Source organism: Spongiibacter sp. UBA1325 (assembly GCF_002306875.1).
Taxonomy (GTDB): domain Bacteria; phylum Pseudomonadota; class Gammaproteobacteria; order Pseudomonadales; family Spongiibacteraceae; genus Spongiibacter; species Spongiibacter marinus.
In genome coordinates this window covers 47,946-71,405 of record NZ_DBTD01000009.1, presented here as the reverse complement: position 1 = coordinate 71,405, position 23,460 = coordinate 47,946, and the positions used below count along the sequence as shown (strand labels likewise).

General features: G+C 56.3%; 23 protein-coding genes. 13 read left to right on the top strand and 10 right to left on the bottom strand.

Translation table 11 applies throughout. The features are described 5' to 3' along the window. Nucleotides 1-80 precede the first annotated feature (80 nt). Nucleotides 81-1,289: an alpha/beta hydrolase family protein gene (locus B3K78_RS08830; RefSeq protein WP_286695161.1), complete on the top strand. Its 1,209-nt coding sequence runs from the start codon at nt 81-83 to the stop codon at nt 1,287-1,289. Here the strand turns inward: B3K78_RS08830 and B3K78_RS08825 are convergent. The 4 genes from B3K78_RS08825 to B3K78_RS08810 form a co-directional block, all read right to left on the bottom strand. Then, nucleotides 1,286-2,389 carry a succinylglutamate desuccinylase/aspartoacylase family protein gene (locus B3K78_RS08825; RefSeq protein WP_204994752.1) on the bottom strand — a complete coding sequence of 368 codons (1,104 nt, stop codon included), beginning with the start codon at nt 2,387-2,389 and terminating at the stop codon, nt 1,286-1,288. The genes B3K78_RS08830 and B3K78_RS08825 overlap by 4 nt on opposite strands. A gap of 31 nt (nt 2,390-2,420) precedes the next feature. Continuing rightward, a complete protein-coding gene (gene rimK / locus B3K78_RS08820) occupies nt 2,421-3,326 on the bottom strand; it encodes a 30S ribosomal protein S6--L-glutamate ligase (RefSeq protein ID WP_204994751.1) in 906 nt (301 codons plus the stop codon). Between the two features lie 37 nt (nt 3,327-3,363). Then, complete coding sequence (locus B3K78_RS08815) at nt 3,364-3,810, bottom strand: ATP-dependent zinc protease family protein (protein WP_286695160.1); 447 nt, start codon at nt 3,808-3,810, stop codon at nt 3,364-3,366. A gap of 146 nt (nt 3,811-3,956) precedes the next feature. Beyond that, nucleotides 3,957-5,405, bottom strand: a complete 1,449-nt coding sequence (locus tag B3K78_RS08810) for a coniferyl aldehyde dehydrogenase (RefSeq protein ID WP_286695159.1) — start codon at nt 5,403-5,405, stop codon at nt 3,957-3,959. Between the two features lie 118 nt (nt 5,406-5,523). Here B3K78_RS08810 and B3K78_RS08805 point away from each other — a divergent pair, with 118 nt between their 5' ends. After that, nucleotides 5,524-6,222 carry an SIMPL domain-containing protein gene (locus B3K78_RS08805; RefSeq protein ID WP_286695158.1) on the top strand — a complete coding sequence of 233 codons (699 nt, stop codon included), beginning with the start codon at nt 5,524-5,526 and terminating at the stop codon, nt 6,220-6,222. 197 nt (nt 6,223-6,419) lie between these two features. On the opposite strand, the gene B3K78_RS08800 is transcribed toward B3K78_RS08805, so the two are convergent. Beyond that, nucleotides 6,420-7,202, bottom strand: a complete 783-nt coding sequence (locus B3K78_RS08800; protein ID WP_286695157.1) for a DUF2889 domain-containing protein — start codon at nt 7,200-7,202, stop codon at nt 6,420-6,422. A gap of 225 nt (nt 7,203-7,427) precedes the next feature. Here B3K78_RS08800 and B3K78_RS08795 point away from each other — a divergent pair, with 225 nt between their 5' ends. The 3 genes from B3K78_RS08795 to B3K78_RS08785 all read left to right on the top strand — a co-directional run bounded on the left by B3K78_RS08795 (nt 7,428) and on the right by B3K78_RS08785 (nt 10,864). Further along, nucleotides 7,428-8,174, top strand: a complete 747-nt coding sequence (locus tag B3K78_RS08795; RefSeq protein WP_204994746.1) for a DUF4126 family protein — start codon at nt 7,428-7,430, stop codon at nt 8,172-8,174. Between the two features lie 174 nt (nt 8,175-8,348). After that, nucleotides 8,349-9,188, top strand: a complete 840-nt coding sequence (locus tag B3K78_RS08790) for an OmpA family protein (RefSeq protein WP_286695156.1) — start codon at nt 8,349-8,351, stop codon at nt 9,186-9,188. A gap of 38 nt (nt 9,189-9,226) precedes the next feature. Then, entirely contained in the window at nt 9,227-10,864 is a 1,638-nt protein-coding gene (locus tag B3K78_RS08785; RefSeq protein ID WP_286695155.1) for a ShlB/FhaC/HecB family protein, read from the top strand. A 16-nt stretch (nt 10,865-10,880) separates the two neighbouring features. Here B3K78_RS08785 and B3K78_RS08780 read toward each other — a convergent pair whose 3' ends face one another. Beyond that, nucleotides 10,881-11,369 carry a MarR family winged helix-turn-helix transcriptional regulator gene (locus B3K78_RS08780; RefSeq protein WP_204994743.1) on the bottom strand — a complete coding sequence of 163 codons (489 nt, stop codon included), beginning with the start codon at nt 11,367-11,369 and terminating at the stop codon, nt 10,881-10,883. A gap of 90 nt (nt 11,370-11,459) precedes the next feature. Here B3K78_RS08780 and B3K78_RS08775 point away from each other — a divergent pair, with 90 nt between their 5' ends. Further along, on the top strand, nt 11,460-12,671 hold the full coding sequence (locus tag B3K78_RS08775; protein ID WP_286695154.1) for a multidrug effflux MFS transporter: 1,212 nt from the start codon (nt 11,460-11,462) through the stop codon (nt 12,669-12,671). A 16-nt stretch (nt 12,672-12,687) separates the two neighbouring features. On the opposite strand, the gene B3K78_RS08770 is transcribed toward B3K78_RS08775, so the two are convergent. After that, nucleotides 12,688-13,566: a LysR family transcriptional regulator gene (locus B3K78_RS08770; protein ID WP_204994741.1), complete on the bottom strand. Its 879-nt coding sequence runs from the start codon at nt 13,564-13,566 to the stop codon at nt 12,688-12,690. A 120-nt stretch (nt 13,567-13,686) separates the two neighbouring features. Between B3K78_RS08770 and B3K78_RS08765 the strand changes: the two genes are divergently transcribed. The 5 genes from B3K78_RS08765 (at nt 13,687) to B3K78_RS08745 (ending at nt 19,829) form a co-directional block, all read left to right on the top strand. Next, the gene (locus B3K78_RS08765; protein WP_286695153.1) at nt 13,687-14,460 is read left to right on the top strand and encodes a ferredoxin--NADP reductase; all 774 of its coding nucleotides are present in this window, start codon (nt 13,687-13,689) and stop codon (nt 14,458-14,460) included. A 136-nt stretch (nt 14,461-14,596) separates the two neighbouring features. Next, a complete protein-coding gene (locus B3K78_RS08760; protein ID WP_286695152.1) occupies nt 14,597-15,730 on the top strand; it encodes an alpha/beta hydrolase family protein in 1,134 nt (377 codons plus the stop codon). A gap of 36 nt (nt 15,731-15,766) precedes the next feature. Beyond that, nucleotides 15,767-18,499, top strand: coding sequence for a CehA/McbA family metallohydrolase (locus tag B3K78_RS08755; protein ID WP_286695151.1), 2,733 nt, complete (start codon nt 15,767-15,769; stop codon nt 18,497-18,499). A 157-nt stretch (nt 18,500-18,656) separates the two neighbouring features. Continuing rightward, nucleotides 18,657-19,307 carry a YiaD family glycine zipper/OmpA-like lipoprotein gene (locus tag B3K78_RS08750; protein WP_204995019.1) on the top strand — a complete coding sequence of 217 codons (651 nt, stop codon included), beginning with the start codon at nt 18,657-18,659 and terminating at the stop codon, nt 19,305-19,307. Nucleotides 19,308-19,367: 60 nt separating this feature from the next. Next, a complete protein-coding gene (locus tag B3K78_RS08745; RefSeq protein WP_027873210.1) occupies nt 19,368-19,829 on the top strand; it encodes an LEA/WHy family protein in 462 nt (153 codons plus the stop codon). Between the two features lie 8 nt (nt 19,830-19,837). Here the strand turns inward: B3K78_RS08745 and B3K78_RS08740 are convergent, their stop codons facing one another. Continuing rightward, nucleotides 19,838-20,632 carry a ParA family protein gene (locus tag B3K78_RS08740; protein WP_027873209.1) on the bottom strand — a complete coding sequence of 265 codons (795 nt, stop codon included), beginning with the start codon at nt 20,630-20,632 and terminating at the stop codon, nt 19,838-19,840. 75 nt (nt 20,633-20,707) lie between these two features. Continuing rightward, nucleotides 20,708-20,980 (bottom strand): DUF1145 domain-containing protein, encoded by a 273-nt coding sequence (locus B3K78_RS08735; protein WP_286695150.1) that lies wholly within the window; start codon nt 20,978-20,980, stop codon nt 20,708-20,710. A gap of 96 nt (nt 20,981-21,076) precedes the next feature. On the opposite strand from B3K78_RS08735, the gene B3K78_RS08730 reads away from it, so the two are divergent. Further along, nucleotides 21,077-21,703, top strand: coding sequence for a riboflavin synthase subunit alpha (locus B3K78_RS08730; RefSeq protein ID WP_286695149.1), 627 nt, complete (start codon nt 21,077-21,079; stop codon nt 21,701-21,703). Between the two features lie 36 nt (nt 21,704-21,739). Here B3K78_RS08730 and B3K78_RS08725 read toward each other — a convergent pair whose 3' ends face one another. Then, complete coding sequence (locus B3K78_RS08725; protein ID WP_204994735.1) at nt 21,740-22,867, bottom strand: nitronate monooxygenase; 1,128 nt, start codon at nt 22,865-22,867, stop codon at nt 21,740-21,742. Between the two features lie 214 nt (nt 22,868-23,081). On the opposite strand from B3K78_RS08725, the gene B3K78_RS08720 reads away from it, so the two are divergent. Continuing rightward, entirely contained in the window at nt 23,082-23,282 is a 201-nt protein-coding gene (locus tag B3K78_RS08720) for a YdcH family protein (RefSeq protein WP_027873205.1), read from the top strand. Nucleotides 23,283-23,460 lie beyond the last annotated feature (178 nt).

Sequence of the window (23,460 nt, the reverse complement as noted above, 5' to 3'; positions counted from 1 at the left end):
TATCTCGACACATGCGGGCTTTCATTTAATGGAGAATATGATAAAACGAGGTGAGACGCTGATAAATAATAAGGACAACAATGACGGATAACGCGCTGCCCAAAGTGACGGAGATGCCGCCGTGGTGGTTGAGTCTCCCGGAAGATTTTTACAGTCAGTCCGACGGTACCGAGCTCGACGGTGAGTCCCCCTTGCAAGTTTACGGAACCGCTGCGGTAGACCGTGTGCTGCGCACCGCGTTGGGGTCGGCGATCAGTGCGTCGTTGTTGCCCAAACTACTGTTAAACCCCAGCGCCTTGGCAGATGAGCGCCGGTTCATGGACTTTTACGCCGGACTGGCCGCACAGCGCGATGTCACGAAGGTTTTTAAGACGCCCCCGCAGGTGGATGTAAAGGCCGTGCAAACACCGCGTTGGGCCGGTTGGCGAAAGAAAGTACCCACCCTTCAGCTCAGCTTCGACAGCCCCTTTGAGCCACTGAACCCGGATATGGTGGACCGCTACCTCAGCCATCAGCGCAATCGCCGCGCGCAGGTGCAGTACTGGAGTCACCCTGAGGGGCCGCGACCGACGCTGATTTTTGTGCACGGCGTGGTAGCCAGCGACTACGAGTTCAATAGCCGTTTCTTCTCGTTGCCGTGGTTTTACGAGCGCGGCTATGACATTGCTCTGTTTACTATTCCCTTTCATGGGCAGCGTGCAGGGCGTTTGTCATTGTTTAGTGGTCAGGGTTTGTTTAGTGATGGCTTTGCTCAGATGACCGAGGGCATGCTGCAATCGATCTGTGACCTGCGAGTATTGGTCGACTTCCTAGAACGGCGCGGTGCGCCGCATATCGGGATTTCCGGTTTGAGTTTGGGGGGCTACCTAAGCGCCTTGTTGGCGGCGGTTGAGCCGCGTCTGGCCTTTTGCATACCCAATTCCCCATTGGTTGCGCCGGTAGATACCATTCGAAGCTGGCAGCCGACCCACGAGATTATGGAGTTAATCGAACGGCGCTCGGGCTTTTCGGCCATGGACTTGCGTCGAGGAATGGCGATACACAGCCCCTTGAGTTATCAGCCTTTGCTAGACCCTGAAAAAGTGATGATTATTGGTGGTGCGGGTGACCGCTTTACACCGCCGCGCTTTGTGCGGCTACTGCACGGCCATTGGCCCGATAGCCATTTGCACTGGTTCCCCGGCAATCATGTTATCCACCTGGGGCGCCAAGAATACCTGAAGCTAATGCTGAGCTTTATGGACAGCCACTGCCAGGGGCAGACGCTGCAACAACGCGCGCAGGCCTAGCTGGCGATCGGCGGGTCTTCGCCGGGTGCGGGCGGGGAGGCCTCTGGCTCAAAAGCTTCCATAATTTCGTTGTAGTGCAGCAGCGCCTCGTCGATATCCGCTTTATATTTGGCGATGTGAAAGAGCGCGTCGCCCTCGTAGATCAGCGGCAGATAGGTGCGGCCGATAACGATGCCAGCATCATTTGCGACGATCTCGACGTCCCCGCTACTATCGCCGATAGGGTCAGAGATAACGGCAATAACCTCATCTTTCTTGACGAATGCGCCCAGGGGAACGAGTGCTCTCAGTACGCCGCTAACCCTGGCGCGCACCCAGTAAGACTGATCGGTAACCATCGGCGTGCGCTTTGGGCGCTTGCTGCGGGACGCGGGCAACATGCCAATCTGTCGCATTACGTTGATAATCCCCGACACACCGGCCCGAATGGCCACCTCGTCGAAGCGCAGTGCTTCCCCTGCCTCATACAGCAGAATGGGTATCTTTTGGTCATTCGCCACCTCGCGCAGTGAGCCGTCGCGGGTTTTCGCGTGCAGCATTACCGGGGCGCCGAAGGCTTCGGCCATCGCGCGGGTGCGCTCATCTTGAAGATCTGCGCGAATTTGCGGCAGGTTTCCGCGGTGGCGAGCGCCGGTGTGAAGGTCAATCCCGTAGTCGCAATGGGCAACCACTTCATTAAAAAAACTGTGGGCAATGCGGCCCGCCAATGAGCTTTTGGGCGAGCCGGGGAAGCTCCGGTTGAGGTCTCGGCCGTCGGGCAGGTAGCGGCTGTTGTTCAGAAAACCGTGTACATTGACCACGGGTATGGTGACCAAGGTGCCGCGCAATGAGCGCAGGGAACGATGCTGGAGCAGGCGCCGGACAATCTCTACGCCATTAATTTCATCGCCGTGAATGGCGGCGCTGACAAAGAGGGTTGGCCCCTCGCGTTTGCTGCGAACGGTTTTGATGGTAATGGAAAGCTCGGTATGGGTGTAGAGCTTGGCGACCGGCAGCGCCAGCTGTTGGCGGCTGCCGGGAATAATCTCTGTGCCGGCGATAACAATGCGTTTTGCTTGTGGGCGGCTACGCCGTCTGCTCGCTGTGGGTTTTTCAGACACTCAGTAAGGCTCCGGAACAAAAGGGCGGAGTTTAGCCTCGGCCACGTGTTTTAGTTTTATTAGGGCCAGCATTTTCTTCGATAAACTTGACGATTTCACCGGCGACGTTCTTGCGGCTGGCCGTTTCAATCCCTTCCAGTCCGGGGGAGGAGTTGACCTCCATAACCAGAGGGCCACGCGAGGAGCGCAATATATCTACCCCGGCGACATTCAGGCCCATAATTTGTGCGGCCTTGACCGCTGTGGCGCGCTCCGCCGGCGTCAGCTTGGTGAGTTCGGCGCTACCCCCGCGATGAAGGTTGGAGCGAAACTCGCCGCTCGCCGCGGTGCGTTGCATGGCCGCCACCACTTTACGGCCGATGACCAGGCAGCGCACATCCGAGCCGCCCGCCTCTTTGATGAACTCCTGGACGAGAAAATCAGCTTTGAGCTCACGAAACGCATCGATAACACTTTCGGCGGCCTTGGCGGTTTCTGCTAACACCACGCCCCGCCCTTGGGTACCCGCGAGCAGTTTGACGACGACCGGTGCACCGCCCACCAATTTAATGAGTTCCTTGGTGTTGTGCACGTCGTGGGCGAAGCTGGTTACGGGCATACCGATATTTTTGCGCGACATTAATTGCAGGGCGCGCAATTTGTCTCGGGAGCGGCCCAGCGCCACCGACTCGGTCAGGCTGTAGGTACCCATCATTTCGAACTGGCGGATAACCGCCAAACCATAGGTCGTGATAGAGGCGCCGATGCGCGGAATAATGGCGTCGAAATCTTCCAGCTTTTCGCCTTTGTACCACACCGCAGGCTCGTTAGAGCTCAGCTCCATATAGCATTTGAGTGTATCGAGCACGCGCACTTCGTGGCCCCTTTCCTTGCAGGCTTCGACCAGTCGCCGGGTGGAGTAAAGGCGGCTATTGCGTGACAGTATGGCGATTTTCATAGTCGGTACTCTCCGTGCACCTTCGGTGCGCAGTGGGTTAAGGCTGGGGCTCGCTCGCACAGTAAGAGCGACTGGGGTCGACAATATAGTTTTTCATTGCCGTGCGCCCAATTAGCATTCGAAACAGCATGTCAGAGCGGTCGGCGAGGGTCATCTCGATAGACAACTGCTGATCGCCGAGCGCAAGGGTTGTTTCAATCACGTAACGCATGCTGCGGTGACCGCCGGAGTCGGTCACCTGGCGGTAGTCTTTGATTTCGGCTTCGCAGCAGACCGTTTCAGTGTCGTCGTGTTGCTGAGGGTGCACTTTAAATTTCACCCAGGGCTTGCCGTCGCGGTCGAAGGTTTGAATGTCGAAGGCGTGGAGGGACGAACTGCGGGCGCCGGTGTCGACCTTTGCCTTCAGGTGGCTGATGCCCAGGTCGGGCAGGCCAACCCATTCTCGCCAACCAAGAACGCTTTGTGTTGTTAGAGGTGCTGCCAAGCGATAAGCCTCACGCTGTATTGACGGTATAAAGGGTTATAGCGTTGACCCTAGCATAATGCGCGGATTATGCGCGAACTCGGGGGGGAAGGAGAAGGACTATTTTCAGTAAATGCGGCCGCCGTTTCGGGCGGCCGCATAGGGTGCTACTTACGGATCATGGCGTTCAGTGTTTTGTCGGCCTTGTCACCGTAGGGTGGCAGCATTCCGCCCAGCTTTTGAAAGTTGAGATTACTCTGTTTGTAGACCGCTTTAGCGTGGCTAAATGTGCGGAAACCATCGACGCCATGGTAGTTGCCCATGCCGCTAGGGCCAATGCCGCCAAAGGGCAGGTCTTCACAACTAACATGGAAGATAACGTCGTTAATGGTCACTGCGCCGCTAATGCTGTGGTCGAGAATTCGGCGCTGCTCGGCATCGTCTTTGCCAAAGTAGTACAACGCCAGGGGCCGGGGGCGGGCATTAATATAGTCCAGACAGTCGTCGAGCTTGCGGTAACTCTTCACGCAAAGAATGGGGCCGAACAGCTCCTCTTGCATGACCTTGAGCTCGTCACTGGGATTAACAATGACGGTTAGCGGCAGTTTGTGAGTGCCATCCTGCTGGTCGAAGTTTTCATTCGCAGGGTTGAACTCGCGAACGTCAGCACCTTGTTCGCGCGCGTCAGCCAGATAGCTCTGTAAACGCTGGAAGTGGCGGCCATTGACCACGGACGTGTAATCCGCGTTGTCCAGCAGTGAGGGAAACAGACTGCCCAGGTGGTCCATTACCGCGCTGATAAAGTCTTCAAGCTTGGCTTCTGGCACAAACACATAATCTGGCGATAGGCAGACCTGGCCAACGTTCAGAATTTTGCCGTTCACAATACGCTCGGCGGCTTCTTGTAGCGCGTAGCTGTCGCTGATTATCACTGGCGACTTACCGCCCAGCTCCAGCGTGACCGGCGTTAGGTTGTCGGCGGCGGCGCGCATGATATGGCGAGCAATGGAGGTCGCGCCTGTGAAGATGATGTGGTCGAAGGGGGCCGCTGAGAAGCTGGCGCCCACATCGGGGCCACCGTTGATGGCAACCAGTTCATCTTCTTTAAAATATTTGGCAACCAGCTTTTCCACCAGCTCGCCGGTTTTGGGTGTGACTTCCGAGCATTTAATCATCGCGCGGTTGCCTGCGGCCAGCACGCCCGCCAGCGGTGAAAAGATTGTATTAATGGGGAAATTCCAAGTGCCGATAATGCCGACAACGCCCACGGGCTGATATTCGACACGCGCCTTGCCACCTAACAGATTCATCGGGAAGGGGGCTTTGCGTTTTTCGTGCTTCATCCACTTTTTGAGGTGCTTTTTGCTGTGCTTCAAGCATTCGATAGTGGCATAGATGTCAGACATCAGTGACTGATGGCTGCTGCGGTGGCCAAAGTCTTCACTCAGGGTCGCGACAATTTCGTCGCGGTTGTCGAAGATCAAATCGATCGCGCGCGTCAGTCTGTCGATGCGAGTTTCGGCGCTGACGGCGCCGCCGGCAATGTAGGCATTGCGTTGCTTGTTTAGGATGCGCTGGATATTTTCTGCTGCGCTGTTGTCAACCTGACTGTTCATTGTTGTTCTCCCGCTTGATGAGTGGTGGTGACGCGCGTTTATAACGGCGTCATATTATTGTCCGGGGCATTGCCGCCGGTGTGATTATGGAATGATTCAGAGAAGGAAGCCCAGTCCCATGAAATTGTTGCGAAATGTACTGCTGAGCCTGTCGGTGTGCCTGCCTTTGCCACTGTTGGCGTCGGCGCTCCCCGATGATCCCCATATCGTTGTGCAGGGCTACGGTGAAGTTGAAGCGTTGCCCGATAGCGCCGAATTGCGTCTGCAGGTGTCTGACACGCAGAGCACGGCCTCTGCCGCAAAAGCCAACGTCGACCGACGCGTGGCGGCGGTACTGGCGGCCGCGCGTGCACAAGACATTGCTGATACGGCTATTCGTGCATCGCAGATCCGAGTTCACCCCGACTATGTCTGGGAGGACGGTAAGCGCAGGTTGCGGGGACAGCGGGTCGAGCGCCATGTCGATATTTCGCTGGCTGACCTGAGCCGCTACGGGGATCTTGTGGATGGTTTGATGGCGGCGGGCATCACTGAATTGGGCCAGGTGCAATTTGTTGTCGCCGATCGCGACGTGTTGGCCGAGCGTGCCCTGCTTGCTGCGGTGGCTGACGCTCGCCAGCGGGCGACGGTGCTGGCCAGTAATCTGGGTCGCAAGCTGGGCAAGGTGTACCGCATTGACGCGAGCAGTGCGCCGGCGGTGCCGCGTGGCAACCCCGGCGTGATGATGATGGAGGCGAAAGCCAGTGCCGATGCGCCGATGCTGCTGGGTAAAGAAACCGTGTCGTCGCGTTTGTCGCTGGTGTTTTTGCTCGACTAGCGCGCGGCGGGCATAAAAAAAGCACCCATCATATGGGTGCCAAGCGGGGGTGCTACTATGGAGACGTTCGCTCGCGGCTGCTTGCGTTGAAGCAGTCGCTGTTAAGCATGATTCCACTATAGCCATTGCCCCCATGTCACAATATTCGTAATTGTGCCTATCGCTGTAATGGCTGGCCGCAGGCGGGTATGGTTCACTCAAGGTGTTACGTCCTTGAACGTTAACAAGTGCTGCTCGGCATGACTGAAATCCCGTACAGTGCCGGCCACACGATAGGCCTGTTCTATTTGTGGTGAGGTATAGGTATAGCAGGCGCCATACATAACCTCTCGCGAATCATTAGCCGCCTCGCCGGCCATTGCTTCCAGATCGTATCGCCGCGCGCTGGAAACAAAGTAGGCTTTCTGTAGAGCGAAGGCGGCGCGTTGCTCCTCTCCCTGAAATGCGCGACCGGCCCAGGCTGTAAAGCCTTTGAACAAGACATTCCCTGCGAATTCAGCGGGCTCGAGAATTGTCCAATCACGGCAGCGCCAGCGGTGCACCAGCTCGTCGTTGACGCGGACTTCGGCAATACCACCTTGCTCACCGGTTTCATCATCGATGCGCATATCGTAAACCCGCTCACCTTCACCGCGTGCTGCCTGAGCAATGGCGAGCAGGCAGAGGTCGTAGAGGTGGGTGCAATTGGCGGTTGGATTACTGTGGGCAAGCAGTACCTGGCTGTCTTGCGTGACGGGCAAACCCACCAGGCCCTGCAGTGGCGTGACGGCGCCTGGGCAGGTCGAAAAAGGAATGCGCAGTGTCTCCGCATTGATGGCGGTTACCGTGCTGCCGTCGTGGTCCAGGGTTAAGCGAAAACCGTGGTTGTGGTCTTCCAATTCGGCAATCACCTGAAACTCAGAGGCGCGCAGCTGTATTCGGCGGCGAAAGCAGCCGCTTCCGTAGTTGGGATTCTCTGGATAACTGTTGTAGGTCGACATGGTATTTCTCCAAGCTCAACCCTTGATACTACCCGCTCTGCGCGTGCAGTGATTGACCGTTCCGGTCGATTTGGGTGACGCATGAGGTCACTCGCTGGCGGCGTGGCTTTTCGCGCCTATTCTCAGTATGTTGGTGACTGCGCAGAATAACGGCTGATTCTCCCCGAGCCGATGCCAGTTGGGGGGGATTGCAGCAAATCTGTTGGCCTGGCCGAGGAACGACAAGTGGATGAGTATCAACAGCTAATTAGCCTGATATCACTGACCATGGGGGTGGCATGGGCCAGTGGCTTGAATCTCTATGCGGCAATTTTGGTGTTGGGCTTGGGCGGTGCCAGTGGCGGCATCGTATTGCCTGAGAATTTACAGGTCGTGCAAGACCCGGCAGTGATTATGGCTGCGGGCCTGATGTACGGGGTGGAATTCTTCGCCGATAAAATTCCTGGTGTTGATACCGGCTGGGACGCGCTGCATACGTTTATCCGTATTCCCGCCGGGGCGCTACTGGCGGCTAATTCATTGGGTGATGTGAGCCCGGCGCTGCAACTCGCTGCGGGCATTGTCGGCGGCTCGGTGACGTCGGTAACTCACGCTGCGAAAGCCAGCAGTCGTATGCTGATCAATACCTCGCCAGAGCCGGTAAGCAATTGGGCGGCCTCGATCGGCGAGGATGTCGCCGTGCTTGGTGGCCTATGGATGGCCTTGAATCACCCGCTGGTATTCCTGATCCTATTTGTGCTGTTCTTGTTATTGCTGATTTGGCTGCTGCCGAAATTGTGGCGTGGCATCGCGCGCATATTCCGCAAATTGGGGCAATGGCTGGGCTTGAGTGAGGCCGCCGAGCAGGAAATTGCGCCAGACGAGGGTGAGGCGCTGGCAGACTCGCTCAAAGAGTTAGAGGGCATGCATCGCTCCGGCAGCCTTACCGATGATGAGTTTGCGCAGGCCAAGCAAAAACTATTGCGAAGCTAAGCCCTGCGCACAGGGTTGGGAGCCTCAAAGCCCGGCGGAAATGCCCCCAACCCCCAGACCGAAGCTGCCTTTTGCGCATTGTTGCCGCATAATGTCGCTGTCCTCAGCCCGATTGGGCTGGGGTCACGCACCGTCGTTCCTATTCGCGTTATTGAAAACAACAGAGAGTGCCTCATGTTCAGCCCTTTTTGTCGCCAACGTTTGCTGGCTCTCGGCCTGGTTTTGTTGGGCAGCAGCGTACCTGTTCACGCTGGTTTACTGGCCGACTTGAGCCGAGCATTAGGTTTACTGCCGGTGCTAACGGCGGTGAGCGATACAACAGGGCTGGCTCTGGACGAAACCGTGTTGGCGCTCGACGCCTCCTTGTCGGGAGACTCAGTTTCTATGGCACCGCTAGCCCCTGTTGGGTTGGGAATGTCTGAGCGGGAGCGCTCACAGCTGGCGGCGATGGATGCGCCGGCGAGCCAGGCGCTGGTGGCAGGGCCCCTTGCCGAGGGTGGTGATCAGCCAGCGCTGGGTGAGGTGGAGTACCGTGACCCACGCTACGAAGTTGCCTATGCCCAGACCGGCCCTCTCGATTGCCGCGACGGCGATGGTGATGGCGTTTGTGACCGCGACGACCAATGCCGAAGCACACCGCCGTCACGCCGGGTAATGGCTAATGGCTGTCATTTGGAATCGGCAAGCCCGTTGCGTCTGGATGGGGTGCATTTTGCCAGTGGCCGCTGGCAGTTGAGTCCGTCCGCGAAAGCCGTGTTGAATTTGGTGGTGGACGTCCTGCGTGAAGCGCCTTCGGGGCGCATTGAAATTGCCGGTCATACCGATAGCTCGGGCAGCGAGGCCTATAATCTTCGCCTGTCTGAGCGCCGTGCGGGAGCCGTTCGCGACTACTTAATAAGCAAAGGGGTTAGCGGCGAGCGTTTGCGAGCAAGAGGGTATGGCGAAGCGCAGCCGGTAAGTTCCGCCGAGCCGGCGCGCAACCGTCGTGTTGAGCTTCGCCTGCAAGCTGAATAGTTAGTGACGCCGATAATTCCAGTCTAAGGAGAAAGAACATGGCAATTGATTTGCCACCCGTGATGCCGCCGCAGCTGGCGACACAACAACAAGTCGAGTTTGCGAAACAATACCAGGGTAGCTACGTGCAGCGGGAGATTAACGGTGTGTTGCTGCGTGTTCAGGAAGCGCCTTACCTTTCAGAGGCGCAGCTGCAGGCGATCCTGGACGGCGCGGATAGCCCCTCTGCCGCGATCACCGCATTGAGTCGCCGCTACTACAATATGGGGCACCTGTTAGTGGGGCTGAGTTATTTCCGGCTTGGCGACACCGTGACGGTAATGGTCTCCCAAAATCGTGTGAAGGGCCTTCGAGGTGCGCCCTTGCTCACCCACTTTTTCTCCGGCCTGGTCGGTGATGACAACCTGCAACTGCACGAGTTTGACCGCGCTCGGGTGCCCGCGTCGATATACGCGGAGCGAGCGGGGCTGGAGTACAGCATTAGCTACGAGGCCCATGCCGACAACGAGGTGATTCTGGACTTCGTAGAGCGTGAGGTTGCCGATAGTGATGCCACGGATGTTGATGTGGAGCTCAATAACCGCGGTAGCCGGTTTTTGGGGCGATATTTTGCCCGTGTAGGCCTTGCCCACCGTTTTGCGACTGGCACAGAACTGAAGGCCAATGCGCAAACGGTTGTTCGCGACTGGGGTGAGACCGGTGATGGCGATGATTACCAGCAAGTCGAGGTCAGCGTCGACCAGCCGTTACGCTACGGGCTCTACGGCATTGATCTATCCTATATTCGTTATGAGCGCGCCCCCGAGGTTGTCGTAACGAGCAGCGGGGGTGGGTTTTGCCTACCGCCATTGATCAGCTGTCCTATACAACAGCAGGTGCTGACACTGCCGCTGGATGCGGAGATTCAGCAGGCAAGTCTGCGTGGTGAGCAACTGCTGTTTAGTAACCCCCTGCGCCGTTTAAATGTCTTTGAGCGCCTCTCCTATGTGGACTCACGCATTGAGCCCCAAGCCGGTGGTGATGCGCTTTTGGAGGAGCGCTTCGTGTCGCTGGAGCTCGGTGCGCGCTACACCCTGCGCGAGCAGTGGTTAGGTCGCCCGGTATTCGCGCGAATGGAGTTTGCCACGGAGCTGGGGCTGAGCGATGACGATGGCAGCCTTGGCCAAGAGCCGACAGCAAAGGTTGCGATTGGTCGACGCAGCGCCGAGTATCTAATTGCCAAGCCCGCGGTGGCGATGACGCTTGCACTGAATGGCGGCACGGAGTTGCGGCTGTCGGCGCAGGGGCAGTGGTCCGACAATACACAACTGCCTCAGCAGCGCCAGTGGGTGCTGGGTGGCGGCAGCAGCTTGTCAGCCTGGTTGCCGGGCACGCTTGTTGGCGATGACGGTGTGCACGCCAGTATGGCGATTCAGCGAGAGTACGCATGGCGCGATCTTACGTTAACGCCTGCGCTGTTTGTTGAGTATGGTGCCGCCAGGTTTACTGACACCGACGATGAACTCGGCGAGTGGCAAAACCTGGCCGATGCAGGCCTTGGGGTGAGCTTGGAGATGCCCTACGGTTTGAGTAGTCACTGGGTGGCGGCAGTGCCCCTGGCCGATGACGTCGACGACGAGGCGCGCCTGGATAGCAAGGAAGTCGATTTCTATTGGAGCTTGCGCTGGCAGTGGTAGGCGGCTAAGCGCACTCTTAGCGTGCCAGCAGCTGATCCAGTAATTGGCTAAGCTGTTGGCGCTGATCATCAGTCAGTGGTGCGAGCCACTGTTTTTGCAGCTCACACAGTGTTGTCATCGCCTGCTCAGCACGGCGTATTCCCGAAGGACTGAGTTTCACTAATTGGCTGCGGCCATCATCGGGATTGGCAGGGCGCTCAATCAAGCCCGCCGTTTCCAGCCGTTTCAGCAGCTTGGTTAAACCGCCGCTGCTCATCAACAAGGCCTTGCACAGCGCTGTCGGGCTAACGCAGTGCGGCGGCGGTTGGCGGCGCAGTGCCGCGAGCACATCAAACTCTGCTGGCAATAGGTTGTGGCTGGCTAGCTGCTCGCTGCCGGCACGCAAATAGTCATCGGCGCTTCGCAGCAGTCTCAATATCGAAGGTTGGCAATCTCTGTAGGCTTGGGGCCAGTTCTCGCGTTGCTGTTCACGCAGCTCGGCAATGCCTATGCGTCGGTCGTCCATCGCGCTGTTTCCGTCGTGTGGGAACAGAATTTTATCTTGCTAGAAAGATAGTTGCCAGTTACTCTGCTCGCTTGCCTAACTGGAGCCGTTATGAACTCACGAGCGGTGTCGCTGCCCATTACCTTTCTGCTAGCGTCGATTTTTGCCTTGTCACCTCTGGCTATCGACCTGTATTTGCCGACAATTCCGGCTATCGCCCGGGACTTTTCTGTGCCGGTGCAGCAGCTGGCGATCACCGTAAGTCTGTATATTTTGGGCCTGAGCTTTGGACAGTTTTGCGGTGGGCCCCTCAGTGACTACTGGGGCCGCCGGCCGGTGTTATTTGGTGGTTTGGCGATCTTTTTTGTCGCCAGCTTAATTCTGGCCTTCGCTGAGAGCCTGGAGGTCTTTTGGTTTGCCCGGGTATTGCAGGCTGTCGGCGGTGGCTTTGCTTCGGTGGTGGTGCCGGCGATTATTCGCGATAACACGGAGGGGCAGGCGACTGCCAAACTGTTCGCACTGATCGCGTTGATTACGATCTTCGCGCCTGCCATCGCGCCGGCACTGGGCACCTTGCTTTATACGATGAGCGGCTGGCGAGCCGTTTTCGTTGCCCTGGCGGCTTACGCCTCCGTGGTGCTGCTGGCAACGTGGCGCTTCCTCCACGTTACCGACGCCTCAGCATTGCCGGGGCCCGCGCAGAGTTTGTTGCAGCGCTATCGTCATGTGTTGCGTCACCGCGTGGCCATGCGCTACGTGTTGGTACAAGGCCTGACTTTCGCGGTGATGATGACCTTCCTGGTCAATTCCGCTGTGGTGTATATGGAGCACTACGGACAGAGTGAGGCCGTGTTTTCGATTCTGTTTGCGGCCAATATTGTTACCCTGGCGATCGCCAACCGGGTGAATAACTATCTGCTCAATACCTTGCCTGCGGCCAAAATACTCTATGGTGCGGTGATGCTGCAGGGGCTGGCGTGCCTCGGTTTGCTGCTTGTCACACCGTTTAACCCGCCTTTGTGGTTGGTGGTCGGGCTAATTGTGGTGAGTGTGGGTGCTCTGGGTGGGGTTATGGGCAATACCCAGGCCTGCTGTTTGCACTTTTTCCCCAAGCACAGCGGCATTGCTTCGGCGTTGCTGGGCAGTGGCCAGTATTTAATTGGCGCGCTTGTCAGCGCCCTGTCCACGCGTTTTGTCAGTGACCAGCTGTGGCCGATGACAATAACCATGGCGCTTTGCTCTGTGCTGGCGCTAATAGTCTTGCCGCGCCCCTCTCTCTACGCTCGCCAGGTGGAAGCGGATAGTTATGCAGAGGCTCACTAGGGCCTGTTAACAGGCCCTAACTGTTTTGGCATAGCTCGAGCCAGCGAATGATCCCCTCGCTGCGGTATTTTTGGCGGTGCAAAATGAAGTAGAAGTTGCGTCGCAGGTCTCGGCTCGGCGTGGGGAGAGCGATGATGCGGCCGCTATCTATGGCCGCTTCCAGTGAGACGCGTGACAGGCAGCCGATGCCCAGGCCGTTCTCGACCGCGCGTTTGATCGCTTCTGTATGTTGCAGCTCCAGGCCAATTGTCATGTTTGGCAGTAGATCGTGCATGGCGCGATCAAACGCTTGGCGTGTACCCGAACCCGGCTCGCGCAGTATCCACTGAGCCTTTACAAGGTCGTCGTCCGTCAGTGAGCTTTTCTTGGCAAGTGGGTGCAGCGGGCTGCAGAACACTTGCAGCTCGTCCTCTCGCCAGGGCGTTACTTCCAAGTCGGGGTGTTGGAACTCGCCTTCAATCAGCCCCATATCCAAATTAAAGCTGAGCACCTGTTGGCCGATGGCCTCCGTGTTGGCGACATGCAGCTGTACGCTGGCGCTGGGGTGGCGTTGAATGAACTCCGCCATGATGTCCACGGCAAGGTAATTACCAATGGTCAGCGTAGCGCCAATTTTAATTTCACCAATGCAGTCATGTTGTTTAAAGGCGTGTTCTAAGGCCTGTGCCTGGTCGAGTAAAGATTCTGCTTGCGGCCTGAGGGCGCGGCCTAACTCATTGATTTGCAGTCGTTTACCGACGCGGTCAAACAATTGAATAGAAAACTGTTTCTCCAGGTCTTTTAGTGCGCTGGACGCGGCGGACTGGGACATTGATAGCTGTTGGGCGGCGCGAGTGATGTTCTCGGTATGGGCGGCCGCGAGAAAGACTTCTAGCTGGCGAAGTGTGTAATGCATATCAATTGATCCGATTATTTAAATTCAAATAAGTTGTTTTACCGATATGTTAGCCGCGACGTACAGTAACTGCAAATTCAGTGGCAGCAGCCAAGTAGCACAGTATCAACGAGGTGAGCAATGAAGACGATAAGTTCTGAGCGAGTAACGAGCGTGCACCATTGGAATGATACGCTGTTCAGCTTTAAAACCAGCCGTGACCCCTCATTCAGATATAAAAACGGTCACTTCACAATGATCGGTTTACCGCAGGCCGGACGCCCGCTGATGCGTGCCTACAGCCTGGTGAGTGCTAACTACGAAGACGAGCTGGAGTTTTTCAGTATTAAGGTTCCCGATGGGCCGCTGACGTCGCAATTGCAAAAAATACGCGTGGGCGACGAGGTGCTGGTGAGCCGTAAACCGACCGGAACATTGATAGCAGACAATCTGTTGCCCGGGCGCAACTTATACCTGCTCTCTACGGGAACCGGTTTAGCGCCCTTCATGAGTCTGATTAAAGACCCGGAGCTCTACGAGCAATACGATAAGGTGATTTTAACCCACGGCGTTCGTTACCAGAGCGAGCTGGCTTACCAAAAGTTGATTTGTGAAGAGCTGCCCGGCAATGAGTACTTCGGCGACCTGGTGCGCGAAAAGCTATTGTATTACCCAACGGTAACCCGAGAGGCGTATCGCAACAATGGCCGCTTAACAGACTTAATACGCTGCGGAAAACTCATGTCCGATGTGGGTTTGCCTGCCCTGAATCCCGAACATGATCGCTTCATGTTGTGCGGCAGCCCGGCCATGCTAAAGGAGAGTACGCAGTTGCTCGACAGCCTGGGATTTCGCGAAACGCGCGCGGGCGACTACGGGCACTACGTGATTGAGCGGGCATTTGTTGAGCACTGAGGCTGGGAGAGGCGTGGTCGCGGGATAAAAAAGTTGCCTCTGGCTGCTTTTTTATCCCGATATTGATGGCGAATGTGGAGTCGCGGCGCGGCTCTTGTTAAGTTACGGCTTTCTGTTTCTCGTAAGATAGCCGCATATGTTAAAGAAAATTCTTTTGGCACTCTTGGTGCTCGCCGGGGCGGCTGCCGCCGTATTTGTCTTTACTAAAAAGCCTGAACCTCTGGCGGCTGATTCGGCGTCGGCGCAGTGGTTGCAAGCCGGCCCCCAAGAAGTGACATTTTTTGATGTCACGCTTGTAGACGACACGCGGCCTATGCAGGCGAACGGCGATTTTTCCGGTAGCGATGAGCGCGAGCTGAAAACGCGTATATGGCTGCCCGAGGTGCTGCATGGTCGCGCACCGCTGGTGATATATAGCCACGGCTTTATGTCGGACCGAACCGGCGGCCGTTATTTGGCCGAGCATTTGGCCAGCCACGGTTATATTGTAGCGGCAATGGACTACCCGCTTACCAATTTTAATGCCCCTGGCGGCCCATTGGTAAAAGACGTGGTGAATCAGCCCGGAGATATCAGCTTCCTGATTGACCAATTCCTAAGCTGGAATGCCGAGCAGGGCAACCAGTTCTACCAGCATATTGACGACTCGCGTATTGCCGCTATTGGATTGTCGCTGGGCGGCATGACATCGACAATGGTCGCCTTTCATCCGCGTTTTTACGACCCCCGTGTCAGTGCGGCGGTATCGATTGCCGGCCCCAGTTACATGTTTGGCCCTGCTTTTTTCCAGAGCCGACCACTGCCTTTTATGATGGTAGCCTCGCCCATAGACCCGATGATCAGCTATCAGGATAATGCCGCCGATATTCCTCAGAGGGTGCCCGGTGCGACACTGGTTACCATTGATGGCGCTTCGCACACTGGCTTTGCCAGCTTGGCTCGTGCCCTGCGATGGATGGACAACCCGGACAGCTTGGGCTGCCGACAAGTCAATCAAGGCTTAGAAAAGACCGAAGACGATGATTGGAGTCACGAATTAGGCAGCCTGGAAGAGGGCTTAATTTTTGCTGAGCAGCCCAAGCTGTGTACGCAGATGCCGCTGCCGACGGCGATGAACCCGATTCGTCAGCACTGGCTAAATACCCTGGCGATTTATGCATTCTTAGAATCACATTTCGCTTTAGGCCAGCAGCAGCGTGTGGCTGCTAAGCGTTTTCTTGGTGAGCAACTGCCGGCCGAGCAAACAGATGTCAGCGTACAGCTGCCATAACTCATTTTTGGGGCCTTTCATGAAAAAGGATATTTAATGACTCGTCCCCCGCGCTTTTTTTTCCGCGCGCGAGCCTTGCTCGCCGTATGTTTCTGCGGGCTAACCTCTGCGGTGTTGGCGCAATCGTTAGTTCGTCCGCCGCTGGAATTTTTACCTGATGTGGATGCCGAGCCGGAGGCGGTATCGTCACTGTTGCGGGCCGAGCAAATGCAGCTGGCTAAGATGGATAGCTATCCCCGCGGTGGGCCCGATGCAATTGCCGGCGTGGGTGATTGGTGGCTGAGTAACGGTGTAATTTGCGCGGCGATAAGTGATGTAGAACACGACGCGGGCATCGTTAGCGGCGGTGGCAGCTTGGTCGATCTTGGTTACTGTGACCGGGACGATGACCAGTGGAGCTACGCCAATTTCCTGACGGGTTTGAGCAAAGACACCGCGATTCCCGTGCAGCGCATTCACGCCGAAATTCGTGATGGCGGTGCCGAAATCGTTACCCTAGGCCAGCGCGATGGCTTGCGTCAGATTGTTCGCTACCGTCTTGAGGAAGACAGTCAAACGCTGAACGTGCAGGTAGAGATAAGCCGCTACGCCGAGGGGCCGGCACTGCGTTTGAGCGGTTTGTTTACCCTCTACTCGCAGCGGGCACTGTCGCCCTTTAGCTATTCGAGCTATGCGCCAGAGGCGACACTGGGCTTTGCACAAAAGCAGATTGATCGCCACGACACCGCTTCGTTGATCAATGGTCTCATGCCCGCAGACTGGAATATTCTGGTTGGCAGTGACGCCTATGAGGCCGGGGTCAGCTATGGCGTCCAGCTTGAGTCTGCTGAGCTGATTACTGCCAGTGGCACGCGACGCTCGCTGCCGACGTTCCTGGCTGTGTTTCCCGATTACAGCATGCACGGCTGGATGACGCGCCCGTTGTGGATGCAAAGTGAGCGTCTGAATTGGTTGTCGATGTTGCAGAACCGATTTATGGATATCGACAAAAAAGAGCGCTTGCTCGCCAACTTTAATGTGGTGGTAGGCAAGCGCAGCGACGTGGCATCGGTCACCGACCAGATCTATCGGGGTCCCGAGCTGCGCGGCTATAGCAGCCACCAAGCGGTGTCCTTTTCAGTGTGGGACCGGCATGAAAGAGCCGTAACGCAGGTGCGCCCTAATGCCGATGGCAGTTTTCGCGTGCGCCTGCCCGATCGTGCCCAGCGCGTCAGGGTTAGCGCAGTGACCCCCTGGGGGCAGCGCAAAGCGAGAGAGCTTTCGGTGGTGGATAGCCGCAATGACTCGGGACGTTGGGTGTTTACCCAAAATGGTGAACTCAGTTTGCCTCGCAATGTTGCCATGAGTTTGTATTTTTTTGGTGTGGATGGCACGGCCGACCCCGAGTTTGGTGACGACTTACTGGCGTTTTCTGAAGGGGGCATTGCCCTGCGCAATGAAGACCAGGGGAATCGCATTGACCTTGCCGGCGTTCCCTCTGACCCCGAGCGTATTTCTCTACCCGAGGGGCACTACCGCGTGCTCGTGGGGCGCGGAATTGAATATGACATCGAAGAATACCTGCTGACGGTTGTCGCCGGGCAGCGCAGTGAATTGCCTATTCGGCCGCCCCAGCGAGCGTGGTATAGCGAAGACTGGCGAAGCGCTGACTTACACGTTCACAGTGGCGCCAGCTTTGATTCCGTGCTGCCCCTGCAAGAGCGTCTGCGCAGCTTTGCCGCGCAGGGCGCCGAACTTCTGGTCGCTTCAGAGCACAATCGCATTGTCGATGGTCGCAATGCGGTGGCGGCGATGGGCTTGAACGGGGTGCTGCAGCTTGTAGTAGGCAGTGAGTTCACGGGTATGGCGCACACTGCCGAGGCGCCGTTCACAATCGGCCACAGTAATGCATTTCCCCTGCAGGCGCGGCCGGAGCAATACGCTGGCGGTATTCCTAAAATTGAAGGTAGGGCGCTGCGCGAATTGATTGCCGATGTTAAGCGTCGTGACCCAGGCGCACTGTTTCAGCTAAACCATCCACGGGCTGTCGCTCCGCTAGACACTGACTTGGCGTTTTTCGAGCACCTTTCTGTCGGGAAAGAGTATGACCCTGCGCTGCCCTTGAATAGTGAGAACAATAACAGCCTGCTGAAAGTGGACCCGGCCAGCGGTGCCCGCGATATTGATTTTGACTTGTTGGAAGTGCTCAACGGCAGTGAGTTTGCGGTGTATGAGGCAGTGCGTGACGACTGGTTCTCGCTGCTGAACCAGGGCGCCCGACGCGGTGCGACGGGAAATAGCGACTCCCATGGTCGTCGTCAGCACGCTGCGATCCCAAGAAATTATATTTATCTGCCGGAGTCCGGCGGCTTGCCCATCAGCGAGGCAGCGCTGGTGGAGGCGCTGTCAGAGGGGCGCAGCTTTATGACGACCGGCCCGTTCATGGCGCTCACCCTGCGAGAGGATGGCCAACAAGCGGGTATTGGCGATACCTTCGCGGGGCGTAGGGCAGAGCTACATGTGCAGCTGCGCTCGGCGCCCTGGGTCGAGCTGGAGCAGATGACAATCTGGGTAAACGGTCGCATATATCGTCAGCTGCCATGCCGGGCTAACGACCACAAAGTCATCGAGCTGGTGGTCGAGGAGGATGCCTGGGTAGTGGTTGAGGTAAGCGGGCCTGCGGGTGACCGTTACCGCCAGCTTTACCCCGGTTTGCGTCCGCTGGCACTGAGTAACCCCATTTACTTTGATGCCAATCGAGATGGAAAGTGGCGCGCACCGCTGAACTAGGACTACTATTTAATTGTCATAAGCCACAGTAATAATACTGGATGTGAATAGTGGCCCTTTTTTATTGGAAAGCTTGTGCCATTATCGAGTCAGAGTCTGTAGCAAAAACAGGCATACCAAAGTGTTAGGGGGAAATATGATCCGTATTCAGAAGTCCATGCGCCTCGTTGCATGTATCACCGTCGCGCTATTTGTCACTGCGTGTAGCATCGACCCGTACACAGGGGAAGAAAAGGCCAGTAATACCGCTAAGGGTGCCGGCTGGGGTGCACTAGGGGGTGCGGTACTGGGGGCGGCAGTATCCAGTAAGAAAGACCGTAAAAAAGGTGCATTGATCGGCGCTGCAGCCGGCGCTGCTGCGGGTGGTGGCTACGGTTATTACATGGACCGCCAGGAAGCCAAACTTCGTGCCCGCCTGGAAGGCACTGGCGTTGGCGTGCAGCGTGTGGGCGATACCATCAAATTGATTATGCCGGGCAATATCACCTTTGATACCGGTAGTTCCGTCATCATGAGTGGCTTCACCAGCGTATTGGACAGCGTCGCGCTAGTCGCTAAAGAGTTTGATAAAACGCTGATGCAAGTGAACGGTTACACAGATTCGACCGGTAGTTTTCAGACTAACCAGACACTGTCAGAGCAGCGTGCAGGCAGCGTCGCGCGTTACTTTATGAACCAAGGTGTTGCGTCGAGCCGTATTCGCGCAACAGGTTATGGTCCTCGCGACCCAATTGCGGACAACAGCACAGCCTCCGGGCGTGCTCAAAACCGCCGTGTAGAGATTGAACTGCTGCCCATGCAGCAATAAGTCACTACTCTTCTGCTTGGGGCGCCGCTCGGCGTCCCTTCTCTTTTCAAGGCAAATTCCGTGAATAAATTCTTTGTTGCTGCCATTGCGCTGCTGTTGAGTGCCTGTGCAAGTTTTAGCCCTATTACCAAGCCAGAAGTGGCGATAACCCGCATTAATGTTGGTGCGTCCAACGGCCTTCAGCAGCAATTGCTGGTGGGCTTGCAGCTGGATAACCCAAATGGCTTTGAGCTGAATTTGGGACGGCTGCGTTATGAAATGCACCTGGCTGGCAGCAAGCTGGCATCGGGCAGCTTTAATGAAGAAGTGCGGGTGCCGGCGAATGGCCAGAGCAATATTGAGGTGCCAGTGGGTATTAACCTGCTCAGTGGCATTGGCCTACTGCGTAATTTGTTGAGTAACGTTGGTGCCGACCTGGATTACGAGCTCAAGTTGAGTGCAGATGTGGGCAACTTCGGCCTGGGGGATATGACGGTCGTCAAGAAGGGCGTTGTCGGCATCAATGGCCGAGCAACGCCTTAGTTGCAGTGCTATGCCCGGCGTGCGGCCTTGCTGCCGCTGTCGCTCAAGCTGTCGTGCAGTGCAATCAACTGCTGCGTGAGTTTGTGGGAGGGGGCAAGGTGCACAAGCGGCAATTGTCGGTTGCGCGATTCCTTCATTTTTACAGAGCTGCTCAGGTATTGTTCGAAAACGGGCAGCTCGTTAGCGCGCAGACTGTCTACCAACTGAGCGGGCAAGCTCGCCTGGGCCTGAAACTGATTGACCACAATACCTTCTAAATGCAACCCGGGGTTGTGGTCTTCGCGAATCTCCTCCACGGTTTCCAGTAAGCCCATCAGTGCGCCCTGCGAAAAGCTATCGCAGTCAAAGGGGATGACCAGGCTGTCGGCGGCAATCAGGGCTGAGCGGCTGTAAAAATTCAATGCGGGTGGCGTATCGATATAGATATGCTCATATTCTTTTTCCAGCTCGCGCAGGGCATCGCGGAGTTTGTAGATTTTGTGTCGGCTCTCGAGTTCGCGCTCGATCACGGCTAACTCGGGGCTTGACGGCATCAAGTAGAGATTGTCGAATTCGGTTTCGTATACGCAGTCTCCCGCGTCTTTGCTCTTGCCAAAAAGAGCCAGCTTTTGCTTAAAAAAGCTGGCGGCATTGTCGTCGAGGTCGCGAAACTGTTCACCGACGAGGTACTCGCTGCTGTTGCCTTGGATGTCCAAGTCGATCAGCAGGGTTTTAAAGCCTTTCCAGGCGCTGATAGCTGCCAGGTTGCAGCTGATACTTGTTTTGCCCACGCCACCTTTTTGGTTAAAGATAACCCGCTTCATTGACTCGCCCTATTGCACATTTTTCGAAGTGGATAATGCTAGCAGTTCCGCGGGTTGTGGGCTATGGCTGATGACTTAGACTGCGGTAGATTTACGCTCATTCAGCCACGCCGACGTTCGGCCTAGGCCGAGTAGCAGCACGGTAATGTAACCCAGCGCCAGGTTGTTTGCGTAATCGCGGTGCAACTCTTTGCGGAAGATGAGGCATTCACAGAAGTGGGCGGCTAAAAGGCCGTAGCCGACCCAGTTGATCCAGTGGCTGCTGTCGCCAGCCAAGGGTTGGAAAAAGTTGATCACGAAAGCCAGCCAAAATATCAGTGTGGCAATATTCATTATACGGAGTCCCATAGGCACCTCTTGTTGTTATTACTTTGCGGATAATTGTTGGCCACGCATAATGCGATATTCGTAGTATTGCTGCAATCACTAGCCAGGAGTTGATGGATGTATACAGGCATTGTTCAGGGCGCCTTCCCCCTGTGTGGTTTGATCGATGAGCCGGGTTTGCGACGCCTGGCCGTGGATCTACCCGAGTCTCTGCAAGATGAACTGAGCATTGGTGCCAGTATTGCGCTAGATGGCGTATGTATGACGGTCACTCGCATCGATGGTCCGACAGTGCACTTTGACGCGATGCAGGAAACGCTGTCGCTCACCACGTTGGGGCAGCTAAAAATGGGTGACAGCGTCAATGTTGAGCGTTCCGCTAAGCAGGGGGCGGAAATCGGCGGTCATCTGATTTCCGGCCATATTGATGGGCGGGCCAAAGTCTGTGAGGTGCAGCGTTCTGAAAATAATGTGAGTTTGTTTTTCCAGTTGCCCGAGGCCTTGTGTAAATATGTGTTCCACAAGGGCTTTATTGGCTTGCACGGTTGCAGCCTGACCGTGGCGAGTATGGATAAAGAGCGCGGTATTTTTTCCGTCTGTTTGATCCCGGAAACGCTTCGCAGTACTAATTTAAGTGCACTGGTGGTGGGCAGCGAAGTGAATATCGAGGTGGATCGTCAGACCCAGGTTATTGTCGACACGGTGGAAAGGGTGTTGGCAGAGCAGGGCGTAAACCGGGAGTAAAAACGGCGCCTTGAAGGCGCCGTTGTTTCGGGGCTTTTACGCGTCTGGCATCAAGCTATTGATTCGATCCAGCGCGTCGACGTACTCGTTGATCAGGCGGAACACCACATTGCGGGTGGACTCGACCTCGTTGATTTGTCCGACGACCTGTCCTACCGGGTTGAAGGCAACTTTTTGACATTCGCCCACTGCGGCATATTTGGCGGTGCGACGAATGCCGTCGCCGGTAACCAAGCCTTGCAACGGCATGCCCAGCGGCTCAGGGTTGCCGGGGGTCGACCACGCATCGGTCCAATCATTCTTGAGCATTCGGCAGGGCTTTCCGGTCCAGGAGCGTGAGCGCACAGTGTCTTCACTGGTTGCTTTTAGCAACGACTCTTTTTGTGCAGGTTCGGCGTGCGCCTCTTCAACGGTCAGCCACAGTGAGCCGCTCCATGCACCAGCGCAGCCCATTGCCATCGCCGCCAGCATTTGTTCGCCGCTACCAATACCGCCAGCAGCCAGTACGGGAATGTCGCCCGCCGCTTTTACGGCCTGTGGCCAGAATACGATAGAGCCAACATCACCAGTGTGGCCGCCACCTTCGCCGCCTTGGGCAACGATAAAGTCCAGACCCGCTTCGCGGTGAGCTTTTACCTGCTTAACTTTGCCGCACAGTGCGCCAACCAGGCGGCCGCTGTCTTGAATCATTTTGACCTTGTCAGCCGGTGGTGTGCCGAGGGCGTTCGCGATCAGTTTACACTTAGGGCGTGTGAGGGCTTCTTTGAGCAGCGGAGTGGCTGTGGCTTCTGTCCAGCCAAGCAGGCCCATACCCTTGCTACCGTCTGGCCACTCGGGAACGCCGTGGTCGGCCAACAGCTTCTGTGCGAACTCCACGTGTTCCTCGGGCACCATATCCCAGAGCTGCTTTTCCAGCTCTTCGGGGCTCATATCGCCCATGCCTTCATATTTTTGCGGAATAACGATGTCCACGCCGTAGGGCAGGTCACCAATGTGGGCGTCGATCCAGTCAAGTTCTTCTTTTAGTTCTTCGGGCGAAAAGCCAACCGCGCCAAGTACACCGATACCGCCGGCTTTACTTACGGCCACCACGACGTCACGGCAGTGAGTGAATGCGAAGATTGGGTACTCGATACCCAGTTTTTTACATAGTTCGGTTTGCATTACCTAAGCCTCTGAATCAGGGCAACACCCGCTGGCGTGCCGTTCGATGAATACGCGCTACAGTATTGCCAAGGCCGTGGGGGGCAACAATGGCGTAAGTTATCATTGCCCAGTGACGAAAAAGATCAGTGGCTTGCCCTAGTGACGCTTGTTTTCGCATGGCCGGGGGGGTAACAATAAGGGCTTCGATCCAACCTTGGAAAATGACCGTACTATGGATAATTGCCTTTCTGCAGGTGCGCGTCTATTGCTGCTCAAGCGCCGGCATCGCGCCTTAGACGAAGAAATTTCGTTGTTGGCGTCGAACCCTTGGCAAAATCAGTTGCTATTGCAGCGCCTAAAAAAAGAAAAACTACGTATTAAAGACACGATCGAACGCCTGCACAGCGAGATGATTCCCGACATTGACGCCTAGTGTTTGTGAGATATATCTCACAACACGGGCTGGTGATAACGCCTGTTGGCCCAACGGCGAGCCTGCTCTAATAGCAGTCGTCAGGAAGACTAAGGCATTCAACGGATTGGATGCGACAGTGGAAGTCGAATTTTCAGAAAGCCGGCGCTTGCGCCGGCTTTTTGGTTTCTGGCGTTTA

Coding starts and splice junctions, on each gene's coding strand:
- B3K78_RS08830 (WP_286695161.1), top strand. CDS start 81: ATGACGGATAACGCGCTGCCCAAAGTGACGGAGATGCCGCCGTGGTGG.
- rimK (WP_204994751.1), bottom strand. CDS start 3,326: ATGAAAATCGCCATACTGTCACGCAATAGCCGCCTTTACTCCACCCGG.
- B3K78_RS08810 (WP_286695159.1), bottom strand. CDS start 5,405: ATGAACAGTCAGGTTGACAACAGCGCAGCAGAAAATATCCAGCGCATC.
- B3K78_RS08805 (WP_286695158.1), top strand. CDS start 5,524: ATGAAATTGTTGCGAAATGTACTGCTGAGCCTGTCGGTGTGCCTGCCT.
- B3K78_RS08800 (WP_286695157.1), bottom strand. CDS start 7,202: ATGTCGACCTACAACAGTTATCCAGAGAATCCCAACTACGGAAGCGGC.
- B3K78_RS08790 (WP_286695156.1), top strand. CDS start 8,349: ATGTTCAGCCCTTTTTGTCGCCAACGTTTGCTGGCTCTCGGCCTGGTT.
- B3K78_RS08785 (WP_286695155.1), top strand. CDS start 9,227: ATGGCAATTGATTTGCCACCCGTGATGCCGCCGCAGCTGGCGACACAA.
- B3K78_RS08780 (WP_204994743.1), bottom strand. CDS start 11,369: ATGGACGACCGACGCATAGGCATTGCCGAGCTGCGTGAACAGCAACGC.
- B3K78_RS08775 (WP_286695154.1), top strand. CDS start 11,460: ATGAACTCACGAGCGGTGTCGCTGCCCATTACCTTTCTGCTAGCGTCG.
- B3K78_RS08770 (WP_204994741.1), bottom strand. CDS start 13,566: ATGCATTACACACTTCGCCAGCTAGAAGTCTTTCTCGCGGCCGCCCAT.
- B3K78_RS08765 (WP_286695153.1), top strand. CDS start 13,687: ATGAAGACGATAAGTTCTGAGCGAGTAACGAGCGTGCACCATTGGAAT.
- B3K78_RS08760 (WP_286695152.1), top strand. CDS start 14,597: ATGTTAAAGAAAATTCTTTTGGCACTCTTGGTGCTCGCCGGGGCGGCT.
- B3K78_RS08755 (WP_286695151.1), top strand. CDS start 15,767: ATGACTCGTCCCCCGCGCTTTTTTTTCCGCGCGCGAGCCTTGCTCGCC.
- B3K78_RS08750 (WP_204995019.1), top strand. CDS start 18,657: ATGCGCCTCGTTGCATGTATCACCGTCGCGCTATTTGTCACTGCGTGT.
- B3K78_RS08740 (WP_027873209.1), bottom strand. CDS start 20,632: ATGAAGCGGGTTATCTTTAACCAAAAAGGTGGCGTGGGCAAAACAAGT.
- B3K78_RS08735 (WP_286695150.1), bottom strand. CDS start 20,980: ATGGGACTCCGTATAATGAATATTGCCACACTGATATTTTGGCTGGCT.
- B3K78_RS08730 (WP_286695149.1), top strand. CDS start 21,077: ATGTATACAGGCATTGTTCAGGGCGCCTTCCCCCTGTGTGGTTTGATC.
- B3K78_RS08725 (WP_204994735.1), bottom strand. CDS start 22,867: ATGCAAACCGAACTATGTAAAAAACTGGGTATCGAGTACCCAATCTTC.
- B3K78_RS08720 (WP_027873205.1), top strand. CDS start 23,082: ATGGATAATTGCCTTTCTGCAGGTGCGCGTCTATTGCTGCTCAAGCGC.